The organism is Micromonospora sp. NPDC049662, assembly GCF_040675055.1.
Taxonomy (GTDB): Bacteria; Actinomycetota; Actinomycetes; order Mycobacteriales; family Micromonosporaceae; genus Micromonospora.
Genome location: NZ_JBFAOC010000051.1, coordinates 19,542 through 43,084 on the forward strand (window position 1 = coordinate 19,542; position 23,543 = coordinate 43,084).

At 72.4% G+C, this 23,543-nt stretch carries 20 protein-coding genes; 11 read left to right on the plus strand and 9 right to left on the minus strand.

Features of this window, described 5'->3' with window-relative positions:
- Positions 1-19 precede the first annotated feature (19 nt).
- Positions 20-1,015 carry a GlxA family transcriptional regulator gene (locus AB0J36_RS27345; RefSeq protein WP_363661287.1) on the minus strand — a complete coding sequence of 332 codons (996 nt, stop codon included), beginning with the start codon at positions 1,013-1,015 and terminating at the stop codon, positions 20-22.
- A gap of 256 nt (positions 1,016-1,271) precedes the next feature.
- Here AB0J36_RS27345 and AB0J36_RS27350 point away from each other — a divergent pair, with 256 nt between their 5' ends.
- Both AB0J36_RS27350 and AB0J36_RS27355 read left to right on the plus strand, forming a co-directional pair.
- On the plus strand, positions 1,272-1,910 hold the full coding sequence (locus AB0J36_RS27350) for an HD domain-containing protein (RefSeq protein WP_357121539.1): 639 nt from the start codon (positions 1,272-1,274) through the stop codon (positions 1,908-1,910).
- A gap of 12 nt (positions 1,911-1,922) precedes the next feature.
- Entirely contained in the window at positions 1,923-2,840 is a 918-nt protein-coding gene (locus AB0J36_RS27355; protein ID WP_357121535.1) for an NADP-dependent oxidoreductase, read from the plus strand.
- 65 nt (positions 2,841-2,905) lie between these two features.
- Here AB0J36_RS27355 and AB0J36_RS27360 read toward each other — a convergent pair whose 3' ends face one another.
- Positions 2,906-3,238: an L-rhamnose mutarotase gene (locus AB0J36_RS27360; protein WP_357392783.1), complete on the minus strand. Its 333-nt coding sequence runs from the start codon at positions 3,236-3,238 to the stop codon at positions 2,906-2,908.
- Between the two features lie 159 nt (positions 3,239-3,397).
- Between AB0J36_RS27360 and AB0J36_RS27365 the strand changes: the two genes are divergently transcribed.
- The 6 genes from AB0J36_RS27365 to AB0J36_RS27390 all read left to right on the plus strand — a co-directional run bounded on the left by AB0J36_RS27365 (position 3,398) and on the right by AB0J36_RS27390 (position 9,599).
- On the plus strand, positions 3,398-4,078 hold the full coding sequence (locus AB0J36_RS27365) for a response regulator transcription factor (RefSeq protein WP_357392782.1): 681 nt from the start codon (positions 3,398-3,400) through the stop codon (positions 4,076-4,078).
- 13 nt (positions 4,079-4,091) lie between these two features.
- The gene (locus AB0J36_RS27370) at positions 4,092-5,510 is read left to right on the plus strand and encodes a HAMP domain-containing sensor histidine kinase (RefSeq protein WP_357392781.1); all 1,419 of its coding nucleotides are present in this window, start codon (positions 4,092-4,094) and stop codon (positions 5,508-5,510) included.
- On the plus strand, positions 5,497-6,411 hold the full coding sequence (locus AB0J36_RS27375) for a Gmad2 immunoglobulin-like domain-containing protein (RefSeq protein ID WP_357392780.1): 915 nt from the start codon (positions 5,497-5,499) through the stop codon (positions 6,409-6,411). The genes AB0J36_RS27370 and AB0J36_RS27375 overlap by 14 nt, the downstream gene beginning before the upstream one ends.
- Before the next feature lie 105 nt (positions 6,412-6,516).
- A complete protein-coding gene (locus AB0J36_RS27380) occupies positions 6,517-7,152 on the plus strand; it encodes a TetR/AcrR family transcriptional regulator (protein ID WP_357392779.1) in 636 nt (211 codons plus the stop codon).
- 33 nt (positions 7,153-7,185) lie between these two features.
- Positions 7,186-8,679, plus strand: coding sequence for a DHA2 family efflux MFS transporter permease subunit (locus AB0J36_RS27385; protein ID WP_357121518.1), 1,494 nt, complete (start codon positions 7,186-7,188; stop codon positions 8,677-8,679).
- Between the two features lie 128 nt (positions 8,680-8,807).
- A complete protein-coding gene (locus AB0J36_RS27390; protein WP_357392778.1) occupies positions 8,808-9,599 on the plus strand; it encodes a maleylpyruvate isomerase family mycothiol-dependent enzyme in 792 nt (263 codons plus the stop codon).
- 42 nt (positions 9,600-9,641) lie between these two features.
- Here AB0J36_RS27390 and AB0J36_RS27395 read toward each other — a convergent pair whose 3' ends face one another.
- Both AB0J36_RS27395 and AB0J36_RS27400 read right to left on the minus strand, forming a co-directional pair.
- Positions 9,642-10,841, minus strand: coding sequence for an RtcB family protein (locus AB0J36_RS27395; protein WP_357392777.1), 1,200 nt, complete (start codon positions 10,839-10,841; stop codon positions 9,642-9,644).
- Between the two features lie 1,027 nt (positions 10,842-11,868).
- On the minus strand, positions 11,869-13,149 hold the full coding sequence (locus AB0J36_RS27400) for an RICIN domain-containing protein (protein ID WP_363661288.1): 1,281 nt from the start codon (positions 13,147-13,149) through the stop codon (positions 11,869-11,871).
- 201 nt (positions 13,150-13,350) lie between these two features.
- Here AB0J36_RS27400 and AB0J36_RS27405 point away from each other — a divergent pair, with 201 nt between their 5' ends.
- On the plus strand, positions 13,351-14,538 hold the full coding sequence (locus AB0J36_RS27405) for a spore photoproduct lyase family protein (protein WP_357392775.1): 1,188 nt from the start codon (positions 13,351-13,353) through the stop codon (positions 14,536-14,538).
- Between the two features lie 10 nt (positions 14,539-14,548).
- Here the strand turns inward: AB0J36_RS27405 and AB0J36_RS27410 are convergent, their stop codons facing one another.
- On the minus strand, positions 14,549-15,421 hold the full coding sequence (locus AB0J36_RS27410; protein WP_363661289.1) for a M15 family metallopeptidase: 873 nt from the start codon (positions 15,419-15,421) through the stop codon (positions 14,549-14,551).
- 78 nt (positions 15,422-15,499) lie between these two features.
- Positions 15,500-16,519, minus strand: coding sequence for an acetylxylan esterase (locus AB0J36_RS27415; protein ID WP_363661293.1), 1,020 nt, complete (start codon positions 16,517-16,519; stop codon positions 15,500-15,502).
- A gap of 213 nt (positions 16,520-16,732) precedes the next feature.
- On the opposite strand from AB0J36_RS27415, the gene AB0J36_RS27420 reads away from it, so the two are divergent.
- On the plus strand, positions 16,733-17,755 hold the full coding sequence (locus tag AB0J36_RS27420) for a LacI family DNA-binding transcriptional regulator (RefSeq protein ID WP_363661290.1): 1,023 nt from the start codon (positions 16,733-16,735) through the stop codon (positions 17,753-17,755).
- 126 nt (positions 17,756-17,881) lie between these two features.
- On the opposite strand, the gene AB0J36_RS27425 is transcribed toward AB0J36_RS27420, so the two are convergent.
- From AB0J36_RS27425 to AB0J36_RS27435, 3 genes are all read right to left on the minus strand, one after another.
- Positions 17,882-18,730, minus strand: a complete 849-nt coding sequence (locus AB0J36_RS27425) for a peptidylprolyl isomerase (RefSeq protein ID WP_363661291.1) — start codon at positions 18,728-18,730, stop codon at positions 17,882-17,884.
- 91 nt (positions 18,731-18,821) lie between these two features.
- Positions 18,822-20,054: a D-alanyl-D-alanine carboxypeptidase gene (locus tag AB0J36_RS27430; protein WP_363661292.1), complete on the minus strand. Its 1,233-nt coding sequence runs from the start codon at positions 20,052-20,054 to the stop codon at positions 18,822-18,824.
- 10 nt (positions 20,055-20,064) lie between these two features.
- Entirely contained in the window at positions 20,065-20,826 is a 762-nt protein-coding gene (locus AB0J36_RS27435) for a MerR family transcriptional regulator (RefSeq protein WP_357122175.1), read from the minus strand.
- 173 nt (positions 20,827-20,999) lie between these two features.
- Here AB0J36_RS27435 and AB0J36_RS27440 point away from each other — a divergent pair, with 173 nt between their 5' ends.
- Positions 21,000-23,285 (plus strand): excinuclease ABC subunit UvrA, encoded by a 2,286-nt coding sequence (locus tag AB0J36_RS27440; RefSeq protein WP_357172168.1) that lies wholly within the window; start codon positions 21,000-21,002, stop codon positions 23,283-23,285.
- The last annotated feature ends 258 nt before the right edge of the window (positions 23,286-23,543 follow it).

Sequence of the window (23,543 nt, forward strand, 5' to 3'; positions counted from 1 at the left end):
GGACCCGGGCGGCCGTGCCTCAGGGCGGTGGCGGAACTTCGTCCGGCTCGACGCGGCGGGTCGTACGGAACCGCCGTTGGTACGCGGCGGGGCTGATCGACAGCTTCCGGGCGAAGACCCGCCGCATGCTCTCGTAGCTGGGGAACCCGGCGAGCGTCGCGGCCTGCGTCGCGGTGTGGTTCTGGTCCAGCAGCGCCCGCGCCAGGTCGAATCGAATGTTCTCGACGTAGCGGGCCGGTGTCGTGGACAACTCGTCATGGAACAGCCGGGTGAGCTGCCGAGTGCTCACGTTGAGGTGTTTCGCGAGTTCGGTGAGCGAATGGTCGGCGCGGGGGTTCGCCGTCACCACGTCGGCGATCCTGCGCAGGGCCGGCGACCGGGGCGCGGGCCCCTGCAACGGCGCGGAGAACTGGGACTGACCGCCGGCACGCTGCATGTACACCACCAGAGCGCGGGCCACGTCGCGCGCCAGGTCGGGCCCGTGGTCCTCCTCGACGAGAGCGAGCGCCAGGTCGATGCCGGCGGTCACGCCCGCCGAGGTGTAGGTCGCGCCGTCGCGCACGTAGATCGCGTCGGGTTCGACGCGGCAGGTGGGACACCAGGCGGCCAGCTCGTGCGCGACCTGCCAGTGCGTGGTCGCGCGCTTACCGTCGAGGAGGCCGGCGGCGGCGAGGACGAACGCTCCGGTGCAGATCGACGCGACCCGTCCGGCCGCGACGGCCGGCCGGCGGGCCGCGTCCGCCAGGTCGACGGGGACGCGGGCGCGGGGATACCGGTCGGAGCCGGCCACCAGCAGCGTGTCGATGCCCGGCGTCGCGGCGGAGACCGCGCCGTCGACCGCCATCCGAACGCCGAGGCTCGACGTGACGTCCGCACCGGTCGGCGAGAGCAGAACGATCCGGTAGGCGGCGCCGAACCGGTTCGCCTCCTTGAACACCTCGGCCGGACCCGCGACGTCCAGCAGCGTCACCCCGTCGTACACGAAGATCGCGACGCGATGCGGGCCGCCGTTCACGGTCTCCGGCCCTGCGCCGTCGCGCCTTGCCGCACCCGGCGCGGTGGGTGTCGACGGTTACCGGGGTGGCGGACGGGCGGCGTGGACACGATGCATTGGTAGCACGCCGCCAGCGGAAACGAACGAGGTCTCGGCGACCAGCCGCTGTCCAGATATGAGGGGTTCCTGGCTCGACGAGGGCGGCGGGCCACGACGACCGGTGGGCACCATGGGGTCATCAGCACTCGGCTCACCTCGTCGGGAAGGTGAAAGGTAAATGGCAGAGGTCATCGCGGGATTCGAGATTCCGCGGTCAACGGCGGTCGCCGAGGCGACCCGGCACATTCAGGAGACGACCGGGCCGCTCATCTACCACCATTCACGTCGGGTCTTCCTCTTCGGCCTGATCCACGCCCGACGGCTGGGCGTCGAACCGGACCCGGAACTGCTCTACCTGGCGGCCATGTTCCACGACGCCGGGCTCGGGACGCCGTTCTCGGACCTCCAGCAGCGCTTCGAGGTCGACGGCGCCGACCATGCGCGCCGGTTCCTGTTGGACCGGGGGTTCCCCACGACCGCCGCCGAGACCGTCTGGACGGCGATCGCCCTGCACACCACGCCGGGTATTCCCGACCGGTTGGGTCCCGAGATCGCGACCACCTACCTCGGTGTGCTGACCGACGTTCTCGGCCTCGGCCTGGACGGGCTGGACACCGACCAGTTGGCGGAAATCCTCGCCGTCCATCCGCGCGGGGATTTCAAGAACGAATTCCTGCGCACCACGGTCGACGGGCTGAAGAATCGACCCGAAACCACGATCGGCACCGTCAACTCCGATTATCTCGAACACTTCGTTCCCGGCTTCCGGCGCGTGACGACGGTCGAGCGCATCGTCGGCGCACCCTGGCCGAGCTGAAAGGCAACGAGCATGAAAGCCATCACCGTACGCGACCGTGACGCCGGGGTGCAGGGACTCACCCTGACCGACATGCCGTACCCCCACGCCGCGGAGAACGACGTCATCGTGCGCGTCCACGCCGCCGGCTTCACACCCGGCGAGCTCGACTGGCCGACGACGTGGACCGACCGCGCGGGCCGTGACCGGACGCCCACCATCCCCGGGCACGAGCTCTCGGGTGTCGTGGCCGACCTCGGCTACGGCACCACCGGCCTCACCGTGGGTCAGCGGGTGTTCGGCCTGACCGACTGGGCCCGCGACGGATCCCTCGCCGAGTACACGGCGGTGGAGGCGCGGAACCTCGCCCCGCTGGCGGCCGACGTCGACCACCCGGTGGCTGCGACGCTACCGATCTCCGGACTGACCGCCTGGCAGGGGCTGTTCGACCACGCCCACCTCACGGCCGGCCAGACCGTCCTCGTGCACGGCGCCGCCGGAGGTGTCGGCTCGATCGCCGTCCAACTCGGGCGGGAGGTGGGCGCCCGCGTGATCGGCACCGGTCGCGCCGCCGACCGGACCGTCGTGCTCTCTCTCGGCGCGCAGGCGTTCGTCGACCTGGACGCCGACGACCTGCGACAGGTCGGCGAGGTGGACGTGGTGCTCGACGTCATCGGTGGCGACATCCTGCGACGGTCGACCGAGCTGGTCCGCCCCGGCGGCACCGTCGTGACCATCGCCGCGCCGCCCGAGGTCCAGCCCAGGGACGGGCGAGCCGTCTTCTTCGTCGTCGAACCGGACCGTGCCCGGCTGGTCGACCTCGCCGAACGCGTCCGCACCGGACGGCTCAGGCCCATCGTGGGCGCGGTACGGCCGCTCGACGAGACGGCCTCGGCGTTCGCCCGACGCCAGCGCACAGCGGGGAAGACAATCATCAAGATCGCGGACTGACCGGGATCCGGGCCGGCGCCCGCCGAGGTCGAGGCGGGAGCCGGCCGGCGCCGACCGTGAGACGGCTAGCCTGCGGAGCCCTGCGGGGCCTCGTCGGCCAGGTGCCAGACCTCGCGCATCGGGGCCCACCAGTCCCCCGAGCCGGGCTCGGCCAGCGACTCCTGGCACGGGTCGGTCAGCTTCCACCACTCCTGCGTCTGCGGGTCCGCGGCGATCAGCCGCAGGTCGGCCTCGTAGTCGTCGCCGACGTACTCGTAGTAGCCGAAGAGCAGGTCGTCGTGGAGGAAGATCGTGTAGTTGCGGAAGTTCGCCTCGCGCAGCGTCTGCTCGACGCTCGGCCAGACGGCGGCGTGTAACCGCAGGTAGGTCTCCCGCTGCTCGGGGCGGAGTCGGATCACGCAGCCATGACGTTGCACGTCGTGCCCTTTCGTGTGAGGGGGATGCCCGGAGGCACCTGACCGTAGCGGTGACGACGCCGGGATGAGGACCCGACCGGCCGCCGATGACGACCGTTCCGCCAGGGTTACGCACAGTGGTCACGGGTCTACCCTCGACTGATGGAGGGCCGCGTACTGGTGGTCGAGGACGACGTCTCCATTCGGGAGGTCACCGCCCTCGGTCTGCGCCGCGCCGGCTTCCGGGTCGACACCGCCACCGACGGACGACAGGCGCTCGTGACCTGGCGAGCGCACCCGGTCGACCTGATCGTGCTCGACGTCATGCTGCCCGAACTGGACGGTCTGGAGGTGTGCCGGGAGATCCGGCGGACGAGCCAGGTGCCGATCCTCATGCTGACCGCGCGCACCGACACGCTCGACGTGGTGGTCGGTCTGGAGTGCGGCGCGGACGACTACCTGCGCAAGCCCTTCGACCTGCCGGAGCTGGTGGCCCGGGTCCGCTCGGTGCTGCGGCGGGTGAGCGCGCCGACTCCGTCGCGCACCATCGCCGTCGGCGACCTGGAGATCGACCCGGGCGCATTCGTGGTACGCCGCGACGGCCGGGAGGTGGAGCTGACCGCGACCGAGTTCCGGCTCCTGCTGGAGCTGGCCCGACGCCCCGGCCAGGTCTTCACCCGGGAACTGTTGCTGGACCTGGTCTGGAACCACCGCTTCCTGGGCGACTCACGGCTCGTCGACGTGGCGGTGCAGAGGCTGCGCGCGAAGGTCGAGGAAGATCCGGCGCACCCGCGGCGCATCCGCACGGTACGCGGCGCGGGCTACAAACTGTCCGCCGGTTGACGGGAGGTCGGCGATGGCCGTACGCCCGGTGCCGCCCGGCCGGCTGCGGCGCCGACTGACGATCGCGTTCGTGCTGGTCGCCGGGGTGTCCGCCGGACTGCTCGCCGGCGGGACCGGGCTGCTGCTGCGGCAGTCCTGGTGGGACGCGTCGCTGCGTCAGGCCGCCGCCGACGCCCGTTACCAGCTCGTGCTCGCCGGACAGTTCCCGCCGTTGACCGAACAGCGCGACGCCGAGCTGCTCACCAGCTTCGAGGGCAGCGGTCGGCATGTGGTCCTCGTCGACGGCGTCATTCGTCCCTCCCATCCCGGGTACGCCCCCGCCCTGGGCACGCGCTTGCGGGCGTCGGTCGCGGACGGGCAGCTCGCGTACCAGCGGTCGACGTCGGCGCAGCGCCCCCGCCTGCTGGTGGTGGGCGGGCGTGTCCCCGGTTCGACCGCTGAGCTGTACGTGATCACCGTGGAGGACGACGTCGCGGCCGACCTGAACCAGGTGTACGCCGCGCTGCTGGCCGGCTGGATGGTCGTCGTCCTGGTCGCCGCCGCGGTGGGCAACCTCCTGGCCCGCCGCACCCTGGAGCCGGTGGGCCGGGCCAGCCGCGCCGCCCGGGCGCTCACCGAGGGGCTGCTCGCCACCCGTCTGCCGGTACGCGGTCGGGACGAGTTCAGCGCGTGGGCCGCGTCGTTCAACGAGATGGCCGAGGCGCTGGAGGCGAAGATCGCCGCCCTGTCCGCCGCGCAGGCCCGGGAGCGGCGGTTCACCGCCGACGTCGCGCACGAGCTGCGTACCCCGGTGACCGCCCTGGTGGCGGCGGCCTCGCTGCTGCGCGAGCAGCTGGACCGGCTGCCGGACGACGCCCGGCCGGCCGCGCGGCTGCTGGTCGGGGACGTGGTCCGGCTGCGCCGCCTGATCGAGGACCTGATGGAGATCTCGCGGCTGGACGCCGGGCGGGACCGCCCGAGCGTCGAGCCGGTGGACGCGCTGGCGCTGTTTCGCGCGATCGTCGCGGCGCGCGGCTGGTCGGACCGGGTGCTGGTCACCGGCGATCCCGTGGCGCTGCGCACCGACCCTCGCCACCTGGAGCGGGTCCTGGCCAACCTGGTCGCCAACGCGGTCGAGCATGGCGGCGGTGAGATCTCCGCGAGCGTGCGCGCGGCGGGCCGAGGCGTCGTGTTCGAGGTGGCCGACCAGGGGCCCGGCATCCCGGTCGCGCACCTGCCGTTGGTGTTCGACCGGTTCCACAAGGTCGACGCCGCGCGCGCGGCCCCGGGCAGCGGCCTCGGTCTGGCGATCGCCCGGGAACACGCGGCGGTGCTGGGCGGGGTGCTGAGTGTGCGCAGCGCGCCGGGCGTCGGCACGCGGTTCCGCCTGGAACTGCCCGCGCGGGATCCCGACGGTGCCGCGCGGGAGGGGGTGCGGGATGAGCGGCCGTGACGGGTCCCGCGCGGCAGGATTGGCGCTGGTCGCCGCGCTCGTCCTGAGCGGGTGCGGCACCCCCCGCTCCGGCGTCCTGGGCACGGCGCCGCCGGGGCCGCCGCCCACCACCTTCCCACCGACCGTCGCGCCCGCCACGACCGCGCCGGCCGCTTCGGCGCCGCCGACGCCGCCGGCCACCGGCACCCCGCCGCGTCCGTCGACGCCGGCGGTCACCGGGACCCGCCGGCCGGACCCGGTGACGATCGAGCTGTGGTACGTCCGCTCCGGGCGGCTCGTGCCCACCCGGCGCACCCGACCGGCCACCGTCGCGACGTCCCGGCTCGCCCTGAGTGAGCTGTCCGCCGGGCCGACTCCGGCCGAGGCCGCCACGGGGATGGTGACCCTGCTGCCGGCCGGCGTCGAGGTCACCCGGATCGTCGACGGGGTGGCGACACTCGGCCCCGTCCCGTCCGCCGACGACCCGGCGGACCGTCGGCGGCTGCGCGAGGCGCAGGTGGTGTGGACGCTCACCCAGTTCCCCACCGTCCGGCGGGTCCGCTTTCCCGGGGGCGCACCGGTCGGTCGGGCCGACTATCCGGGCCTGCTCGCGCCGATCGTGGTCGCCGGGCCGAGCGTCGGCGAGCGGGTCACCGCCCCGCTCACCGTCAGCGGCACGGCGGACGTGTTCGAGGCCACGGTGAGCGTCCGGGTGCTGGACGACGCCGGCCGCCAGGTGGCCGCCGCCTTCGGCACGGCGAGCTGCGGCAGTGGCTGCCGGGGCGACTACCGGGTGGTGGTGAACTGGCGTACGAACAGGGAGCAGCACGGCACGATCGAGGTGTACGAGGTGTCGGCCCGGGACGGCACCCGGATCAACGCCGTGGCCGTGCCGGTACTCCTCGCGCCGCCCGACAGCTGAGCGCGAAACGTGACCGTTTCGCTCGCCCGATGCGACGCACCTCATAAAAGCCTGCAGGAAGGGCTCCGAGCGAACTAGGGTCAGTACGACATCGTTTCACGGGGGGTGCCAGTGCTGGAGGGTCAGCAGGTGAGCGCGGGCGTCGGCGTGCCGGCCGCCCGGTCGGCCCGGTGCACGAGCACCGACCTGTTCAGCGTGGTGATCGACCTGCTGCGCGAGGTCGGCTACGACCGGATGACCATCGACGCCGTGGCCGCCCGCGCCCACGTGAGCAAGGCCACCATCTACCGACGGTGGGACGGCAAGGCCGAGCTGGTCGTCGCCGCCCTGAGCGACCGCCAGGTCGGCGTGCTCAACCCACCCGACACCGGCTCACTGCGGGGTGACCTGCTCGAGCTGCTCCGCGCCACCGCCGCCATCTGTGTCGCCGACTGCGACCTGATGCAGGCGCTGACCTTCGCCATGCGGACGAGTCCGGAGCTGGAGCGTCTGGTACGCCACCAGGTGCTGCCCGCCGGTCGGGTGGCCAGCACCGCCGTCCTCGTCCGCGCCGCCGCCCGTGGGGAGATCCCCCCGGAGGCCGGCGAACGGGACCTGTTCCACGATCTTGCGCCCGCGCTCCTCATGTCCCGACTGGTCGCGCACGGTCTACCCGCCGACGACGCGTTCCTCACCCAGGTCGTCGACCAGGTGCTGATCCCGGTCCTGACCTACCGGCACGACCGCCCGTCCCAGGCCTGATCCATCAACATCCGCACCACGGAAGGCTTCACCATGCCCGGAACCACCTCGACCGCCCCCGGCGCCCCCGGCGCCGGGACGTCGACAGGCGCCCCGCACCCGCGGCGCTGGATCGCCCTGGGGGTCATCGCGGTCTCGCAGCTGATGGTCGTCCTCGACGCCACCATCGTGAACATCGCGCTCCCCCAGGCCCAGGCCGACCTGGGCATCACCGACGCGAACCGGCAGTGGGTGATCACCGCCTACACGCTGGCCTTCGGCGGTCTGCTCCTGCTCGGTGGCCGGATCGCCGACTACTGGGGGCGTAAGCGCACCTTCCTGGTCGGCATGACCGGCTTCGCGCTGGCCTCCGCGCTGGGCGGCCTCGCCACCACCGGTGGGATGCTCTTCGCCGCCCGCGCGTTGCAGGGCGCGTTCGGCGCGCTGCTCGCGCCGGCCGCCCTGGCGCTGCTCACAGTGCTGTTCACCGAGGCCACCGAGCGCGCCAAGGCGTTCGCCGTGTACGGCGCGATCGCCGGTGGCGGCTCCGCGGTCGGGCTGCTGCTCGGCGGGGTGCTGACCGAGTACGCCGACTGGCGCTGGTGCCTGCTGGTCAACATCCCGGTCGCCGCCATCGCGATCGCCTTCGCCCTCCCGCTCGTGCCGGAGAGCCGGGCGCACGGCAACACCCGCTACGACGTGCCCGGCGCGGTCGTCGTCACCGCCGGTCTGGTCTCCCTCGTCTACGGCTTCACCAAGGCGGCCGAGGACGGTTGGGACGCGACCGCCACGCTCGGCTTCATCGCCGCCGGTGTGGTGCTGCTGGCCGCCTTCGTGGTGATCGAGCTGCGCACCAACCACCCGCTGCTGCCGCTGCGGATCATCCTGGACCGCAATCGGGGCGGGGCGTACCTCACCTCGACGCTGATCGGCGCGGGCCTGTTCGGGGCGTTCCTCTTCCTGACCTTCTACTTCCAGGTGGTCCTGCAGTACAAGCCCCTGGAGGCCGGCCTCGCGTCGCTGCCGGTCACCGCCGGTGTGCTGATCGCCGCGGGCGGCGCCAGCCAGCTCATGCCGCGACTGGGCGCCAAGCCGCTGATGGTCGCCGGTGCGGTGCTCGCCGCCGCGGGCATGCTGGTGCTGACCCAGATCGACGTCGACACGTCGTTCCTCACCCACCTGCTGCCCGCCCAGGTCGTCCTGGGTCTGGGACTCGGCTTCACCTTCGTCCCGCTGTCCAGCCTCGCGCTGGTCGGGGTGCCGGAGCACGACGCCGGCGCGGCCAGCGCGACGCTCAACGCCACCCAGCAGGTCGGTGGCTCACTCGGCACCGCGCTGCTGAACACCTTCTACACCAGCGCGGTCACCGCGTACCTGGTCGGCCGGGCGCCGAACCCGGCGACGCAGGTGGAGGCGCTGGTGCACGGGTACCGCGTCGCGTTCGCCTGGGGCGCGGTCCTGATCGTGCTCGCCGGGCTGGTCACGCTGGTCCTGGTGAAGGTGCGCAAGGAGGACATCCCGGCCGGCAACGCCGTGCACATGGGCTGAGCCCGAACGACGCCGCCCGGCCCGCGCCCGATGGGGTACGGGCCGGGCGGCGCACACCGGGTGCGTCCGACCGGGGCGAATCGTCCGGTAGCGTCCCGACCATCGTCGAAGATCCGTTGAGGAGACACATGTCCACGGCTGCCGACCAGATCATCCACGCGCTACGGGCGGGCCACGAGGAGCTTGCCGCGCTCGTGCGCGACCTGAAGGACGACGACCTGCGCCAGCCCTCCGGGGCCAGCGAATGGCAGGTCTCCCAGGTGCTCAGCCACCTGGGCAGCGGCGCCGAGATCGGCCTCGCGGGGCTGAACGCCTCCATCGAGGGCACGCCCGCCCCGGACGGCGACTTCAACCGCGGCGTGTGGCAGCGCTGGGACGCCATGTCCCCCGAGGAGCACGCCGCCGGTTTCCTGGCGTCCAACGAGCGTCTGGTCGAGGCGTACGAGGCGCTGGACGCCGAGACCCGCGAGACGCTGCGGATCAACCTCGGCTTCCTGCCCGACCCGGTCGACGTCGCCACCGCCGCCCGGTTCCGGCTCAGCGAGTTCGCCCTGCACCAGTGGGACGCCGAGGTGGCGTTCAATTCGTTCGCGGCGGTGACGCCGGAGGCGGTGCCGCTGCTCCTCGATCAGATCGGCGGCATGCTGAGCTGGACCAGCCGGCCCAAGGAGCTGGCCGGCCGGGAGGCGACCCTGCTGGTACGGCTGCGGGACCCGGAACGGACGTTCGGGCTGCGGCTGGGCGAGCAGATCACGCTCACCGACGCGCCGGAGCAGCCCGACGGTGAGCTGTCCCTGCCGGCCGAGGCGTGGCTGCGGCTGGTGGTCGGCCGGCTCGGGCAGCGTTACACCCCGGATGGCGTGCGGGTGAGCGGGCCGGTGACCCTGGACGACCTGCGCCGGGTCTTCGTCGGCTTCTGAGGAGGTCCGCGCGGGCCGGTGCTCCCGGCCCGCGCGTACACCTCAGCCCTTCACGCAGACGACCTGCTTGAGGTGCGCGACCACCTCCACCAGGTCGTGCTGCTGGGCCATCACCTCGGTGATGTCCTTGTACGCGCCGGGGATCTCGTCGACCACCCCGGCGTCCTTGCGGCACTCCACGCCCGCGGTCTGCGCGGCCAGGTCGGCGGTGCTGAAAGTCCGCTTCGCCTGCGCCCGCGACATCCGCCGCCCGGCACCGTGCGACGCGGAGCAGTACGCGTCCGGGTTACCCCGGCCCCGCACGATGTACGACCCGGTCCCCATCGACCCGGGAATGATGCCCAGGTCACCCCGGCCGGCCCGGATCGCGCCCTTGCGGGTGACCAGCACGTCGACGCCGTCGTAGCTCTCCTCGGAGACGTAGTTGTGGTGGCACGAGATGGGCTCGTCGTAGCCGACCTGCGGGAACTGCTCGCGCACCACATTGCAGAGCAGCGCCAGCATGACGGCCCGGTTGCGCCGGGCGTACTCCTGCGCCCACCACAGGTCCCGCCGGTACGCCTCCATCTCCGGCGTGCCGGCAAGGAACACGGCGAGGTCCCGGTCGGGCAGGTCGGCGTTGTGCGGCAGCCGCCGGGCCACCCCGATGTGCCGCTCGGCCAGCTCCTTGCCGATGTTGCGCGACCCGGAGTGCAGCATCAGCCAGACCCGGCCCTCGTCGTCGCCGCCCTGCTCCAGGCAGACCTCGATGAAGTGGTTACCGCCGCCGAGCGTCCCGATCTGCCGCTGCGCCCGCGTCTCGAGCTGCGCCACCCGAGGGTCCAGACCGGCGAAGCGACCCCAGAAGTCGTCCCAGCCGGCCTGCTCCAGCCCGCGGACCCGACGCGGGTTGACCGCCTCGGGCCGCTGCGCGAAGCCGACCGGGATGGTGGCCTCGATCGCGGACCGCAGGCCGCCCAGGTCGTCCGGCAGGTCGGCGGCGGTCAGCGAGGTGCGCACCGCCGACATGCCGCAGCCGATGTCGACGCCGACCGCAGCCGGCGAGACGGCCTGTCGCATGGCGATCACCGAACCGACCGTCGCGCCCTTACCGAAGTGCACGTCCGGCATCACGGCGACACCCTGCACCCAGGGCAGCGCGCCGATGTTGCGCAGCTGCTTCGCGGCCTGCGGCTCGATGGCGTACGGGTCGGTCCAGACCCGGACCGGCGCCCGGGTCCCGGCGAGCGGGGTGAATCCCATGATGGTCTCCTTCTGTCGTGCGGGTGACCGATATCGATCATGCGCCGGGCGGCTGTGGTCCGGCGGCGGTACGGGGATACGAGAAGGCCGCCCGATCCCGGTGGGGATGGGCGGCCGGCGGACGCGCTACGCGTCGGCGTCAGTCGCGCCACCCCGGCCCGGTGCCCCGCAAGGGGTTGCAGGCAGTGGTCGTGGCTGTGGTGAGGAGATAACCGCCGGCAGGAAGCAGACGCCGAGCGGCGTCGGTGCGGACGCGTCGCGACACGGCGTACTCCCCTCGTGGTTGCTCTCGTGGTTGCTCTCGACCTTGCACCGGTGACAGTAGGAGGATGGCGGCACGTCCGCAATGGATATCTCCGTCGGCGCGGCACCGGCGGGCCTGGCGGGCCTGGCGGGCGTGTCACCCGCAGGTCCTGTCGAGCTGCCCCAGATATGGGGCGGCACCGAGCGACCGGCCCCGCCACCCACACCACCGTCTGCCAAGCGGACCGGTGCCCGCGACCCGGACCGGCGGCCGGCGAGCAGATGGGCGCCCGCCACGGCGACGCCGCGCCCGGCTGCGCGGAGCGCGCCCGGCTGCGCGGAGCGCGCCCGGCTGCGCGGAGCGCGCCCCATTTATGGGGCAGCTCGACAGGGGCACGACACAGCGAGCGGCCCACCGGGCCGGCCCTCGTCGCTAGGCCCGTTCAGGTGTCGTAGCAGCCGTCCCACGGCGGGTCGAACCCCAGCTCGTCGGGGAGGAACTCGGCGTGGTCGTCGCCGTCGTACTCCTCGGACCAGTCGACCAGCCCGAACGCGTGCCCGTCGACCTCGACCCGGAACAGGCGGATGGCGAAGACCCGACCGGGCAGCGCGTCCAGGCACCGGGTGAGGCGGGCCTCCGCCCGGTCGGTGGAGGCGTCCTCGTGCTCGCTCGCGCCCCTGTGGCGGTACCAGTCGTCTTCGGCTCCGGCACCGCCGGTGAGGGTGGCGGTGACGGAGCCGAAGAACTGTCGGGAATCGCCATGGCCGCGAGGCTATGGCCGACCTACGACGCGGACACCAGCCGGAACGACTGCGCCGCGGTGCCGTTGCACGTGTACTGGATGAGCTGGACGCTGTCCGCCGTGGATGCGCCCGGCACGTCCAGGCACTTGCCGCTGCTGCGGTTGACCAGGCGGTAGTAGCCGCCACCCTCGGACTCCGCGCGCCACTGCTGGTTGACGCCGCCGCTGTAGGACCAGAGCTGGATGGGGGCCGAGTCGGCGGTCGACCGGTCGGTCACGTCGAGCACCTGCGCGCTGTTGTTGCGGTTGTTGACCCGCAGGTAGCCGTCGCTGGTCGGGACGAACTGGTACTGCTGGGCGGTGCTGTTGTTGCAGGCGTACTGCTGGATCGCGGTGCCGTTCGCGGTGCCGGCGGCCCGCGCGTCCACGCACTTGCCGCTGCCCCGGTTGACGACGGTGTGCCAGGCGGTCGGGGAGATCGGGCCGGCGCTGCCGGTCGGGGTGGGCGTCGGGGTCGGGGTCGGCGACGTGCCGACGCCGGCGAGCCAGTGCAGCCCGTCGATCAGCAGCTTGTTCTGCTGGGCGCTGTCGAAGGTGGACGACAGGCCGGTCTTGGTGCCGTAGTCCATCCTGTTGTGCCCGAAGTTGGCGTAGATCATCTTGTACTGCCGGTTGCTCCAGACCAGCGGGTAGTAGCCGCTGTACCAGGACTGGTTGGGGTCGGTCCCGACCGGGAAGCTCGACGGGTCGACCGAGGCCAGGATGTCGATGTTGGAGTTCTGCCGCAGGTCGTTGCTCCACGAGTACCACTCGCTGAACGACGACGAGAACGTCGCCGGCAGGTTCCGGGTGGCCGCGTGGGTGCGGTTGTCGACGCGCATGGTGACCCGGGTGGGCAGCCAGGTGTTGGTCCGGAACGAGCCGGAGCCGAGGAACGTGTTGTAGTACCAGCTCCAGCTCGACGGGTTGTCGGTCCACGCGCTGACGTGGAAGCCCATCCACGCGCCGCCGTTCTGCATGTACTGCTGGAAGGCGGGGCGCTGGGCGGCGGGCGGCGCGTCGTCCAGGAACATGACGACCTTGTACTGGGCCAGGTTGGACGTGTTCAGCAGGCTCCAGTTGTTGGTGGCCTCCCAGGAGAAGCCGTACTGCGCGGCGGCCTGCGGGAACCAGGCGCGCGCGTCCTTGATGAAGTCGATGTGCGCGTCGTCCCAGGTGCCGTTGTAGAAGGCCAGGACCTTGAACGTCGGCGCGGCCTGCGCGCTGCGCGCGACGCCGAGACCGACGCTGGCGGTCACGGCGACGACGAGCGCGACGAACACCGACAGGATCCTTCTGGTACGGGAGGAAAGTTCTGCGATCACCTGATCGTCCCTTCGGTGGGGACGCGCGCCGCCGCGTCGTCGTAAATCTGTTCACAAGGTTTACAGATAGACGAAAGGTTATGCTTTTCCGACGTGCGGCGTCAATCGCCAGCCGCGTCGATCGGGTGGGATTCCTGCGGTAGCGGGTACTCCGGCCCGATGACCAGCCCGGATGCCGTCGACGTCGACAGGCCGCTGGCTGTGGACGTGCCCGCCGCGACGCACGACGCCAGCGGCGAGCGGGTGCCGATCCGCGACCTGGCCGCCCTCGCCCCGGAGGCGCGACCCGCGCGCCGGTGGACGCCGGGCCGGGTGGTGGCCACCCCCGCCGCCCTGGACCACCCGCACGGACAGCGGATCGTCGACCGGGTGCAGGCGCTCGGCATCGAGGTGGAACGGCTCCGATCCAACCGACTCAGCGGAGTACGCGGGCAGACCGACCGCGAGACCTACGCGCGGGCCAAGGCGACCATGGCGATCGTGGTGAGCCCGCCGTCCCGGCGCGACCTGCAACCCATCGCGCCCAGCGCCGACTGGCGCGTCGACCTCGCCGAGGGCTGCCCCGCGCACTGCCAGTACTGCTACCTGGCCGGCTCGCTCTCCGGCCCGCCGGTGACCCGGGTGTACGCGGACCTCGACGACATCCTCGCCGGACTGACTCCGTACGCCGGGCGTGGCACGGTGACCAGCCGCGACGCGCGTCGCGCCGACGAGGGCACCACGTTCGAGGCGTCCTGCTACACCGACCCCCTGGCGCTGGAGCACCTGACCGGCAGTTGGCAACGGGCGGTGCGGCACTTCGCCGACTGGGACGCCCCCGTGCAGTTGCGCTGGACCACCAAGTACGCCGACGTGGACAGCTTCGTCGGCCTGCCCCACCGCGGCCGTACCCGGGTCCGGTTCAGCGTCAACTGCGCCCCGGTCAGCCAGCGGTTCGAGGGCGGCACCGCCCGGGTGCCGGACCGGCTCGCCGCCCTGCGCCGGCTCGCGCTCGACGGTTATCCCGTCGGGCTGACCATCGCGCCCATCATCGCGCTGCCCGACTGGCGCGAGGCGTACGGCGACCTGCTGGACCAGGTCCGCGCGGCGGTCGACGGGGTACCGGAGCTGGACCTGACCGCCGAGCTGATCACCCACCGGTTCACGCCCGGCAGCCGGGAGGTGCTGCTCGGCTGGTACCCGCGTACCCGGCTGGAGATGGACGTAGCGGCGCGCAGCCGCAAACACGGCAGGTTCGGCGCGGTGAAGTACGTCTACCCTCGGGACACGATGGCCGAGCTGCGACGGTGGTTCACCGACGAGCTGACCGCGCGGATACCCGCCTGCCGTGTCCTCTACTGGACCTGAGCGCCGGGTCTCAGCCGACCGACGAACGGGCGACCGGCGCGGCGAAGAACGTGTCCGGGTACGGCTCGTCGCGCAGGCGGTAGTGCCACCACTCCCGGTCGTAGTTCACGAAACCGGCGTCGGTCATCAGCCGTCGCAGCAACCGCCGGTTGTCCCGGGCGGTCCCGGTGATCCGGGGGTCGTCGGTGTGCGCTCGGGCGTCGAAGCAGTCGAAGCCCGTACCCATGTCGATGGTGTTGTCCGCGAAGCGCTGCGCCCGGGGCGCGGTGCAGGCCACCAGCGACTGGCCGGGCCGGTACGGAGGTTGGCTGGCGGCGGGCTCGTCGACGAGGGTGAGGTCCATCGTGCTGCCCCGGCTGTGCGCGGTCGGCGCACCGATGTAGCCGTCGGCGAAGAGCCTGTCCTTCGCCAGGTCCGGGTAGAACTCGGCCTTGGTCTGCTGCTCGCCGGGACGCTTCGACCAGGCGACGAAGTCGTCCACCGCCGGCTGCGGGCGGTAGCAGTCGTACACCTTGAGGCTGTGGCCCCCGGCGAGCGCGGCGTCCTGGACCCGACGCAGCGCCTCGGCCGCCGGCCGGGTGAGCAGGCACAGCGGTTCGCGGTAGCCGGTGATCGGCCGGCCCACGAAGTTGTGCGCCGTGGCGTACCGGATGTCGGCGTGGATGCGCGGGTCGACGTCGGTCAGCACCACAAAATTCGGTAACTCGCCCGCGCCCGGCGGGGTCGCGCTCGGGCGGGCGGTAGGGCCGTCAGGCGTCGGTCGAGGGCTCGCCGAGACCGGGGTGGCGACCGTCGGCGTGGGGCGCGGCGGCGAGGAGCAGCCGCCGAGCGCCGCGGCGAGCGCGAGTACGGCGACGCCACCCAACCGTCCTGACCTGCGCACAGGTCCTGTTTACCAAAGGCGGTCGGTGGCGCGCGGCGGATCGGTCGGGGCGTCCCGCGCCCGGTCCAGCGGGCCCGCTCAGTCGCCGGACGTCAGCGGAACCGGGTGGACGCCGACCCTCGTCGCCTCGGGCGTCTCGGCCAACTGCGCGGCGAGGAAGCGCAGGGCCGCCTCGTCGTCGTCGATACCCCCGGCCTCGTGGCCGTTGTAGCGCCACACCGACAGCTCTGTCGGTCCCGCGTGGGAGTTGTGGGCGGCGTAGACACCCGAGGGCGGCACGATGTCGTCCATCAACGCCACCGAGTAGCGGGTGGGCCGGCGGCAGCGCCGCGCGAAGTTGACGCCGTCGACGTACGACAGGGTCGTCAGCGTCCGCTCCTCGGCGTCGCGGTGGATCGCCAGGTAGTCACGGATCTCCCGGTACGGGTGGGCGTCGGTGACCACCACGGCGCGGGGAATGTCGCACAGGAACGGCACGAGGGCCACCACCGCCCGCACACCGGGGGCCAACGCGCCGGCCGCGAGCGCCATGGCCCCGCCCTGGCTGTGCCCGAGCACCGCCAGTCGGGTCGGGTCGACCATGGGCAGGGTACGGGCGGCGTCCACGGCCCGTACCGCGTCGGTGATCAACCGTCGGTAGTAGTACGTGCGTGGGTCGGCGATGCCCCGCGTCGCCACGCCGGGCGCCTGCGCGCCGGTCGCGCCCAGGTCCGTCGTGTCGCCCCGGCTCCAGCCGGAGCCCTGCCCCCGGGTGTCCATCTGTAGATGGGTGAACCCGGCGGTCGCCCAGAGCAGGTTCTCCAGCGGGTGCCCACGCCCGCCGCCGTAGCCCACGTACTGCACGACGGTCGGCAGGGCGGTGCCGGTGCCGTGGGGAACCCGGAGCCAGGCCCGTACGGGCTGTCCGGCGAAGCCGGGGAACGTCACGTCGTACACGTCGATGGCGGTCAGACCGGTCACCACGGGTTCGAGCCGGACCGGCCACGCCGCGTCGCGCGCCTGGGCGAGCGTGCGCGCCCAGAAGTCGTCGAAGTCGGCGGGCTCGCGCACCACGCCGCGGTACTCGCGTAGCTGCTCCTCGGGCAGGTCCGTGTACATGGCGTCCTTGTCTGTCACGTGGGACGGTACGCCGAGACGCATCCGACAAATTACCGGAACATTTCCGCAACTCTGCCGAACGCTATGACCGACCTGGCGTGTCGTCAACCCCCTCGGTGAGGCAAGATGACCCGAGGAGCGGGCGTGCCGTTCCGGGACACGGGACGGGCGACGCGGGCGGTGGCCCCTCCCGGAGCGGTGAAGGAGACACGGGTGGACGCGGACGACGGACGCAGGGTGACCATCACCGCGATCGCACGGGAGGCCGGCGTCTCGGTGCCGACCGTGTCACGGGTGCTCAACGGCCGGTCCGATGTGGCCCCCGACACCCGGGAACGCGTCGAGGAGCTGTTGCGCCACCACGGCTACCGGCGCCGCAGCAGCCGCAGCGTCCGCCGCGCCGGCCTCGTCGACCTGGTCTTCAACGACCTGGACAGCCCCTGGGCCGTGGAGATCATCCGGGGCGTCGAGGACGTCGGGCACGGCGCGGGTGTCGGCACCGTCGTCTCCGCGATCCACCGGCAGCCCACCGCGGCCCGGCAGTGGTTGCAGAACCTGCGCACCCGGGCCACCGACGGGGTCATCTTCGTGACGTCGCACCTGAGCCCGCCGCTGCACGCACAGCTGCGCCGCCTCAACGTGCCGGTGGTGGTCGTCGACCCGGCCGGCGTGCCGGCCATGGACGTGCCGACCATCGGCGCGACCAACTGGGCGGGCGGGCTCGCCGCGACCGAGCACCTGCTGGCGGTCGGCCACCGCCGGATCGGATTCGTGGCCGGACCGACACATCTGCTGTGCAGCCGGGCCCGCCTCGACGGCTACCGGGCCGGGCTGGAGGCCGCCGGAGTGCCGGTGGACGACGCGCTGATCTACCCGGGCGACTTCTACCACGCCTCCGGCTTCGCGGGCGGCACGGCGCTGCTCGACCTGGCCGATCCGCCGACCGGCATCTTCGCGGCCAGCGACCAGATGGCGTTCGGCGTCTACGAGGCCATCCGCCGCCGAGGGCTGCGGGTCCCCGACGACGTCAGCGTGGTGGGATTCGACGACCTGCCGGAGGCCCGCTGGGCGTCCCCGCCGCTGACCACCGTCCGGCAGCCCCTGGTGGAGATGGGCCGCCTCGCGGCGCGGACGGTGCTGCGGCTGGCCCAGGGTGAGGGCATCGACTCCCCCCGGGTGGAGCTCGCCACCGAACTGGTCGTCCGGGACAGCGCCACCGCGCCGTCGACCGGGTGACCCACGTCGTTCCAACGGCCTGAACCGGGTCGGATACCTGGTTCCACCGCTACCGGTCGGGCTCCCGGAAGTTCCGGCAACCGGTGGCGCGGTGAGCGGCCCTCGCCGCCCACCGCGCCCAGCGGATCAGTGGTGGTGTGCGCGTACGGCCCGACAGATGGTCACCGGCAGGGCGGGCGCGCCGTCGACCGGCGCGGGATCCTCGGCCGTCGGCGCGACGCCGCCGGCGGCGACCCGGTCCAGCGTGTCCAGCCCGGCCGCGTCGACCGTCCCGAAGATCGTGTAGTTGGGCCGCAGCGCCGAGTCGGCGTACACCAGGAAGAACTGGCTGCCGTTGGTGTCCGGACCGGCGTTGGCCATCGCGAGCACGCCCCGCGCGTAGAGCCGCCGTACGCCGGTCGGGTCGGTGGGCGCGGGCGGCAGGTCGGTGGGCAGCTCGTCGCGGTACCGGTAGCCCGGTCCGCCCTCGCCGGTGCCGGACGGGTCGCCGCACTGCAACACGCTGAGCGTGGGGTACGCGGTGAGCCGGTGACACGGGGTGCGGTCGTAGAACCGCTTGCCGACCAGGTGCAGGAAGCTCTGCACCGTGCACGGCGCGGCAGCCCGGTCCAGGGTCAACCCGATCGGCCCCTGGTTGGTGGAGAGCGTCACGCGGACGGTGCCCCGGTCCGGGGTGCGGCGCGGGTCGGGTGGCAGCGGCACGGGTCGGGCGGCCGGCTCGTCGGGCGTCTCGGTGTACGCGCACGGGCCGTGCGTGGTGCGCGGCGGGCGGTCATCGGCGGGCGGCGCCGGGGCGTGTGCCACGGTGGCGACGCCGGACGCGTCGACGGTCGCCCCCGGCGCGGCCACCGCGCTGGCCGAAGCGCCGACGACCAGCGCCGCGGCGATCGCCGTCACGCCCGCGAGGCGGGTCAGCGCACGCACCGACGGGCGGGGTGCCGCCGCGCCGGAGGGCGTTTCGCGTTCACTCGACACAGGGATCCTCCTGGGACTCGCGCTGCCAGAAAGACCGGAGTCTATGGATGCCGGAGCCGGTTGTCGATCGCTGCGGCCGGTTGCCGACCCCTCAGGGCAGCCGGCGGCGGCGGTGCCACAGCAGCCCGCCCAGCAGCACCAGCACTCCCGCGCCACTGATCGCGGAAACCGACCAGAGCCAGCCGGAACCGGTGTGCGCCGGACCGCTGGCCGCCGCCGGGCGGGGCGGACCGGGCGCGGCCAGCACGGACGGGGTCGCCGACGGCGTGGCGGTCAGCTCTCCCGGCTCGACCAGGCGACCGACGCCGACGTCGCGGGGCAGCGAGAAACCCCAGTCCAACAGGGCCGCGCCCTGCTCCCAGCCCCGCTTCGGCGTCGGCTCGGCACCCAGCAACGTCACCACCAGCCGGCGACCGTTGCGTTGCGCCGCTCCGACGTACGTGTGCCGCGCCAGGTCGGTGAAGCCCGTCTTGCCGCCCAACGCGCCCGGGTACCGGTAGATGAGCTGGTTCTCGTTCTGGATCTGGAACCCCTTCGTCCGCTGTGCCGGCTGCGCGGGGATCGTCGCCAGGTCGGTGAGCGCGTACCGGCGGAACGTCGGCTGCGCGAAGCAGGACCGGGCGATCAGCGCCAGGTCGTACGCGCTGGTGAACTGGCCCTTGCCGTCCAGCCCGGACGGGGTGACGGCATGTGTCTGGAGCGCGCCGAGGTGGTGCGCCTGCTCGTTCATGGCGCGCACTCCCCCGGCCGCGCCGTCCGGGCCACCGCCGAGACGTGCCAGCGCGTTCGCCGCCTCGTTGCCGGAGTTCAGCAGCAGTCCCAGCCAGATCGTCTCGATCGTGTAGCGGCCACCCTCGACCAGGCCGACGGCGGACGAGCCGGGCTCGATGTTCATGTCCGCCGCGGTGACGGTCACCGTCTGGGCGGGGTCGAGTCGGGGCATCATCGTGGCCGTCAGCAACAGCTTCTGGACGCTGGCCGGGGTGCCGTACTCGTGCGGGCCGCAGCCGCCGAGCACCTGGCCGGAGTCGAGGTCCGCGACCAGCCACGACGTGGCAGTGATCGCCGGTGGCGCGTCCACGCCGGCCGGCACGACCAGGCCGCTGGTCGCCAGTCCGACGCCGCCGACCACCCGAGCCTCGGGCACGGTGGGCGGGGGCGACGGGCGCGGCGGCCGGGACACCGTCGGGGCCGACGCCCGCGGACACCGCACGGCCGGCGGGGCGGCAGCGGTACGCGTGGCCGCCGCCGCCGTGCCGACAGCCGGCGCGGAAGCGGGCAGGACGGCAGCCGCCGTGACCGCCAGCAGCGCAGCAGCTCTCATGTGCCCGACCCTAGCCAACAAGATCGCTCGGCGGGAGCGGTTGGCCGCTCGACCATCCGGCGGCGGACCGCTCCACCAGGTAGTCGTGCAACGCGGCACTGCCCCGCAACCGCCGCAGGCTGCGGGCGTGCAGGTCCTGCTCACGACGGGCCAGCTCGGCGCGTACCCGCTGCGCGCTGCCGGTGGTGCGCAGCTCGCCCAGCACCGCCTCGATGATCTCGAACGGGTACGCGCCCCGACGCAGGAGCGCGACGACCTGCGCGGCGCGCAGCTCGGTCTCGTCGTACACCCGGTAGTTGGTGCCGGGCGCGCGGCCCGGCCGCACCAGGTCGCGCGCCTCCCACAGGCGCAGTTGCGAGGTCCGCACGCCGACCAGCGCCGCCACCTCGCCGATGCGGACACCACGGCGCTGGGCCGGCCGGGTCGCCGGCGGGTTGGCCAGCACGGTTTCGAAGGCACCGAGCACGCGGCGGATGTCGGCGCGTTCGCGGTCCAGTTCGGCATGGCCGCCGTCGAGCGCCGCCAGGGCCGCCGGCACGTCGCCCCGGTGTACCGCCGCCATGATCTCCCGGGTACGGCCCCAGCCGTGCCCCTCGGCCAGCCGGCGGGCCACGGTCAGCGCGCGGGCGTGCGCGGTCGTGAAGATCCGGTAGCCGCTCGCGGTTCGCCGCACCGGCGGCAGGACGCCCTCCTCGACGTAATTGCGCACCTGCTGCACCGAGATCCCGACGGTGGCGGCGAGGTCCACGGCTCGCAGGCGATCCTTCGGCATGGCCTCCACCGGGCAACCGTACCGCTTGTCATGTGATTTGAGACTTTCCCGTCCTTAAGTAACAGCCGCACGCTCGATTGTTCGTCAAACCCTCTATGTGAGGATTAATGAGACAATTTAATGCGTCCCGTGCAGGGCGGGGTCGTTCTGCCATCACTTCGTGAAGGGTTCGCATGTCGCAGCCAGCAAGGTCCGCCGCCGACAGCCACGACATGATCGAGGTACGCGGAGCGCGGGAGAACAATCTCGCGAGCGTCTCGGTCGACATCCCCAAGCGCCGGTTGACCGTCTTCACCGGTGTCTCCGGGTCAGGTAAGTCGTCGCTGGTCTTCGGCACCATTGCCGCCGAGTCCCAGCGCATGATCAACGAGACCTACAGCGCGTTCCTCCAGTCGTTCATGCCGAACCTCAACCGGCCGGACGTCGACTCGCTGCGCAACCTCAGCGCCGCCATCGTCGTCGACCAGGAACGGATGGGCGTCAACTCCCGCTCCACCGTCGGCACCGCCACCGACGCGTACGCCATGCTGCGGATCCTCTTCAGCCGGCTCGGCGAGCCGTCAGTCGGTGGCGCGGGCGCGTTCAGCTTCAACCTGCCCGAGGGCATGTGCCTCACCTGTGAAGGACTCGGCCGGGTCTCCGACCTCGACGTCAACGAGCTGGTCGACGTCGAACGCTCGCTCAACGACGGCGCGATCACCGCGCCCAACTTCGCCGTCGGCTCCTGGTACTGGCAGACCATCGTCGGCTCCGGCCTGTTCGACCCCGACGCCAAACTCCAGGACTTCACCCCGCAGCAGTGGGAGGACTTCCTGCACAAGCCAGCCACGAAGATCAAGGTAGGCAGCAACAACTGGACGTACGAAGGGCTCGCGGTCAAGGTCAAGCGGCTCCTCCTGGCCAAGGACCGCGAGTCGATGCAGCCGCACATCCGCGCCTTCGTCGACCGTGCGGTCACCTTCACCACCTGCCCGTCCTGCGCCGGCACCCGGCTCAACGCCGCCGCCCTGTCGTCACGGATCGCCGGCCGCAGCATCGCCGAGTGCTCCGCCATGCAGATCAGCGACCTGGCCGCGTTCGTCCGGACCATCGACGACCCGGGGGTCGCCCCGCTGATCGGCAACCTGCGTGACCTGCTCGACTCACTGGTCGAGATCGGGTTGGGCTACCTCAGCCTGGACCGGGAGTCCGCGACCCTCTCCGGCGGCGAGGCGCAGCGGGTGAAGATGGTCCGACACCTCGGCTCCAGCCTCTCCGACGTCACGTACGTCTTCGACGAACCCACCGTCGGCCTGCACCCGCACGACATCGCCCGGATGAACGACCTGCTGCTGCGGCTGCGTGACAAGGGCAACACCGTGCTGGTGGTGGAGCACAAGCCGGAGACGATCGCCATCGCCGACCACGTCGTCGACCTGGGACCCGGCGCGGGCACGGCCGGCGGGCAGATCTGCTTCACCGGCGACGTCCCCGGCCTGCGCCGCGCAGACACGCTCACCGGCCGGCACCTGGACCACCGCGTGACCCTGCGCGACGAGGTACGCCGACCGACCGGCCAGCTCGGGATCCGCCGCGCCGACCTGCACAACCTGCGCGACGTGGACGTGGACATCCCGCTCGGCGTCCTCACCGTGGTCACTGGCGTGGCTGGCTCGGGCAAGAGTTCGCTGATCCACGGCTCGCTGCGCGGCCGGTCCGGTGTGGTGATCGTCGACCAGTCCCCGATTCGCGGGTCACGACGCAGCAACCCGGCCACCTACAGCGGGCTGCTCGACCCGATCCGTACCGCCTTCGCCAAGGCCAACGGCGTCAAGGCCGGGTTGTTCAGCGCGAACTCCGAGGGCGCCTGCCCGGCCTGCAAGGGCATCGGGCTGATCTACACCGACCTGGCGATGATGGCCGGCGTGGCGAGCGTCTGCGAGCGCTGCGCGGGGCGGCGGTTCACCGACGAGGTGCTCACGTACACACTGCGCGGCAAGAACATCAGCGAGGTGCTGGCCATGTCGGTCACCGAGGCACACGGGTTCTTCCCCAGCGGGCCGGCCCACCTGATCCTCGACCGGCTGGTCGACGTCGGGTTGGGCTACCTCAGCCTCGGTCAGCCGCTGACCACCCTGTCCGGCGGGGAGCGGCAACGACTCAAGCTCGCCATCCACCTGGCGGAGAAGACCAGCACGTACGTCCTCGACGAGCCCACCACCGGCCTGCACCTGGCCGACGTGGACCAACTGTTGGCCCTGTTGGACCGCATGGTCGACGCGGGCAACACGGTCATCGTCATCGAGCACCACCAAGCCGTGATGGCCCACGCGGACTGGCTCATCGACCTCGGGCCGGGCGCCGGGCACGACGGCGGTCGCATCGTCTTCACCGGCACGCCGGCCGACCTGGTCGCCCACGGCGACACTCTCACCGCCACCCACCTGCGCGAGTACGTCCACAAGCCCACGATGCGGTGACGGGTCGGCGGTACCCGGGCCGGGCGACTTGACCTGACGCCGCACGGAGGGCGGTCCGGGCGCCCCGGGCGGCGATGTGAGCGGGCCAGCGGCGGCCGGTGCGCGGCCGGCGCTGTCGGGTGGCCGGTGCGCGGCCGGCGCTGTCGGGTGGCCGGTGCGCGGCCGCCACCGCCCATCGTCTTGGACGGAAACGACACCCGCGGAGCCGTCAGCACGAAAGAGCGTCACCAACAGGGCCATGGACCGGCAAGATTAGTT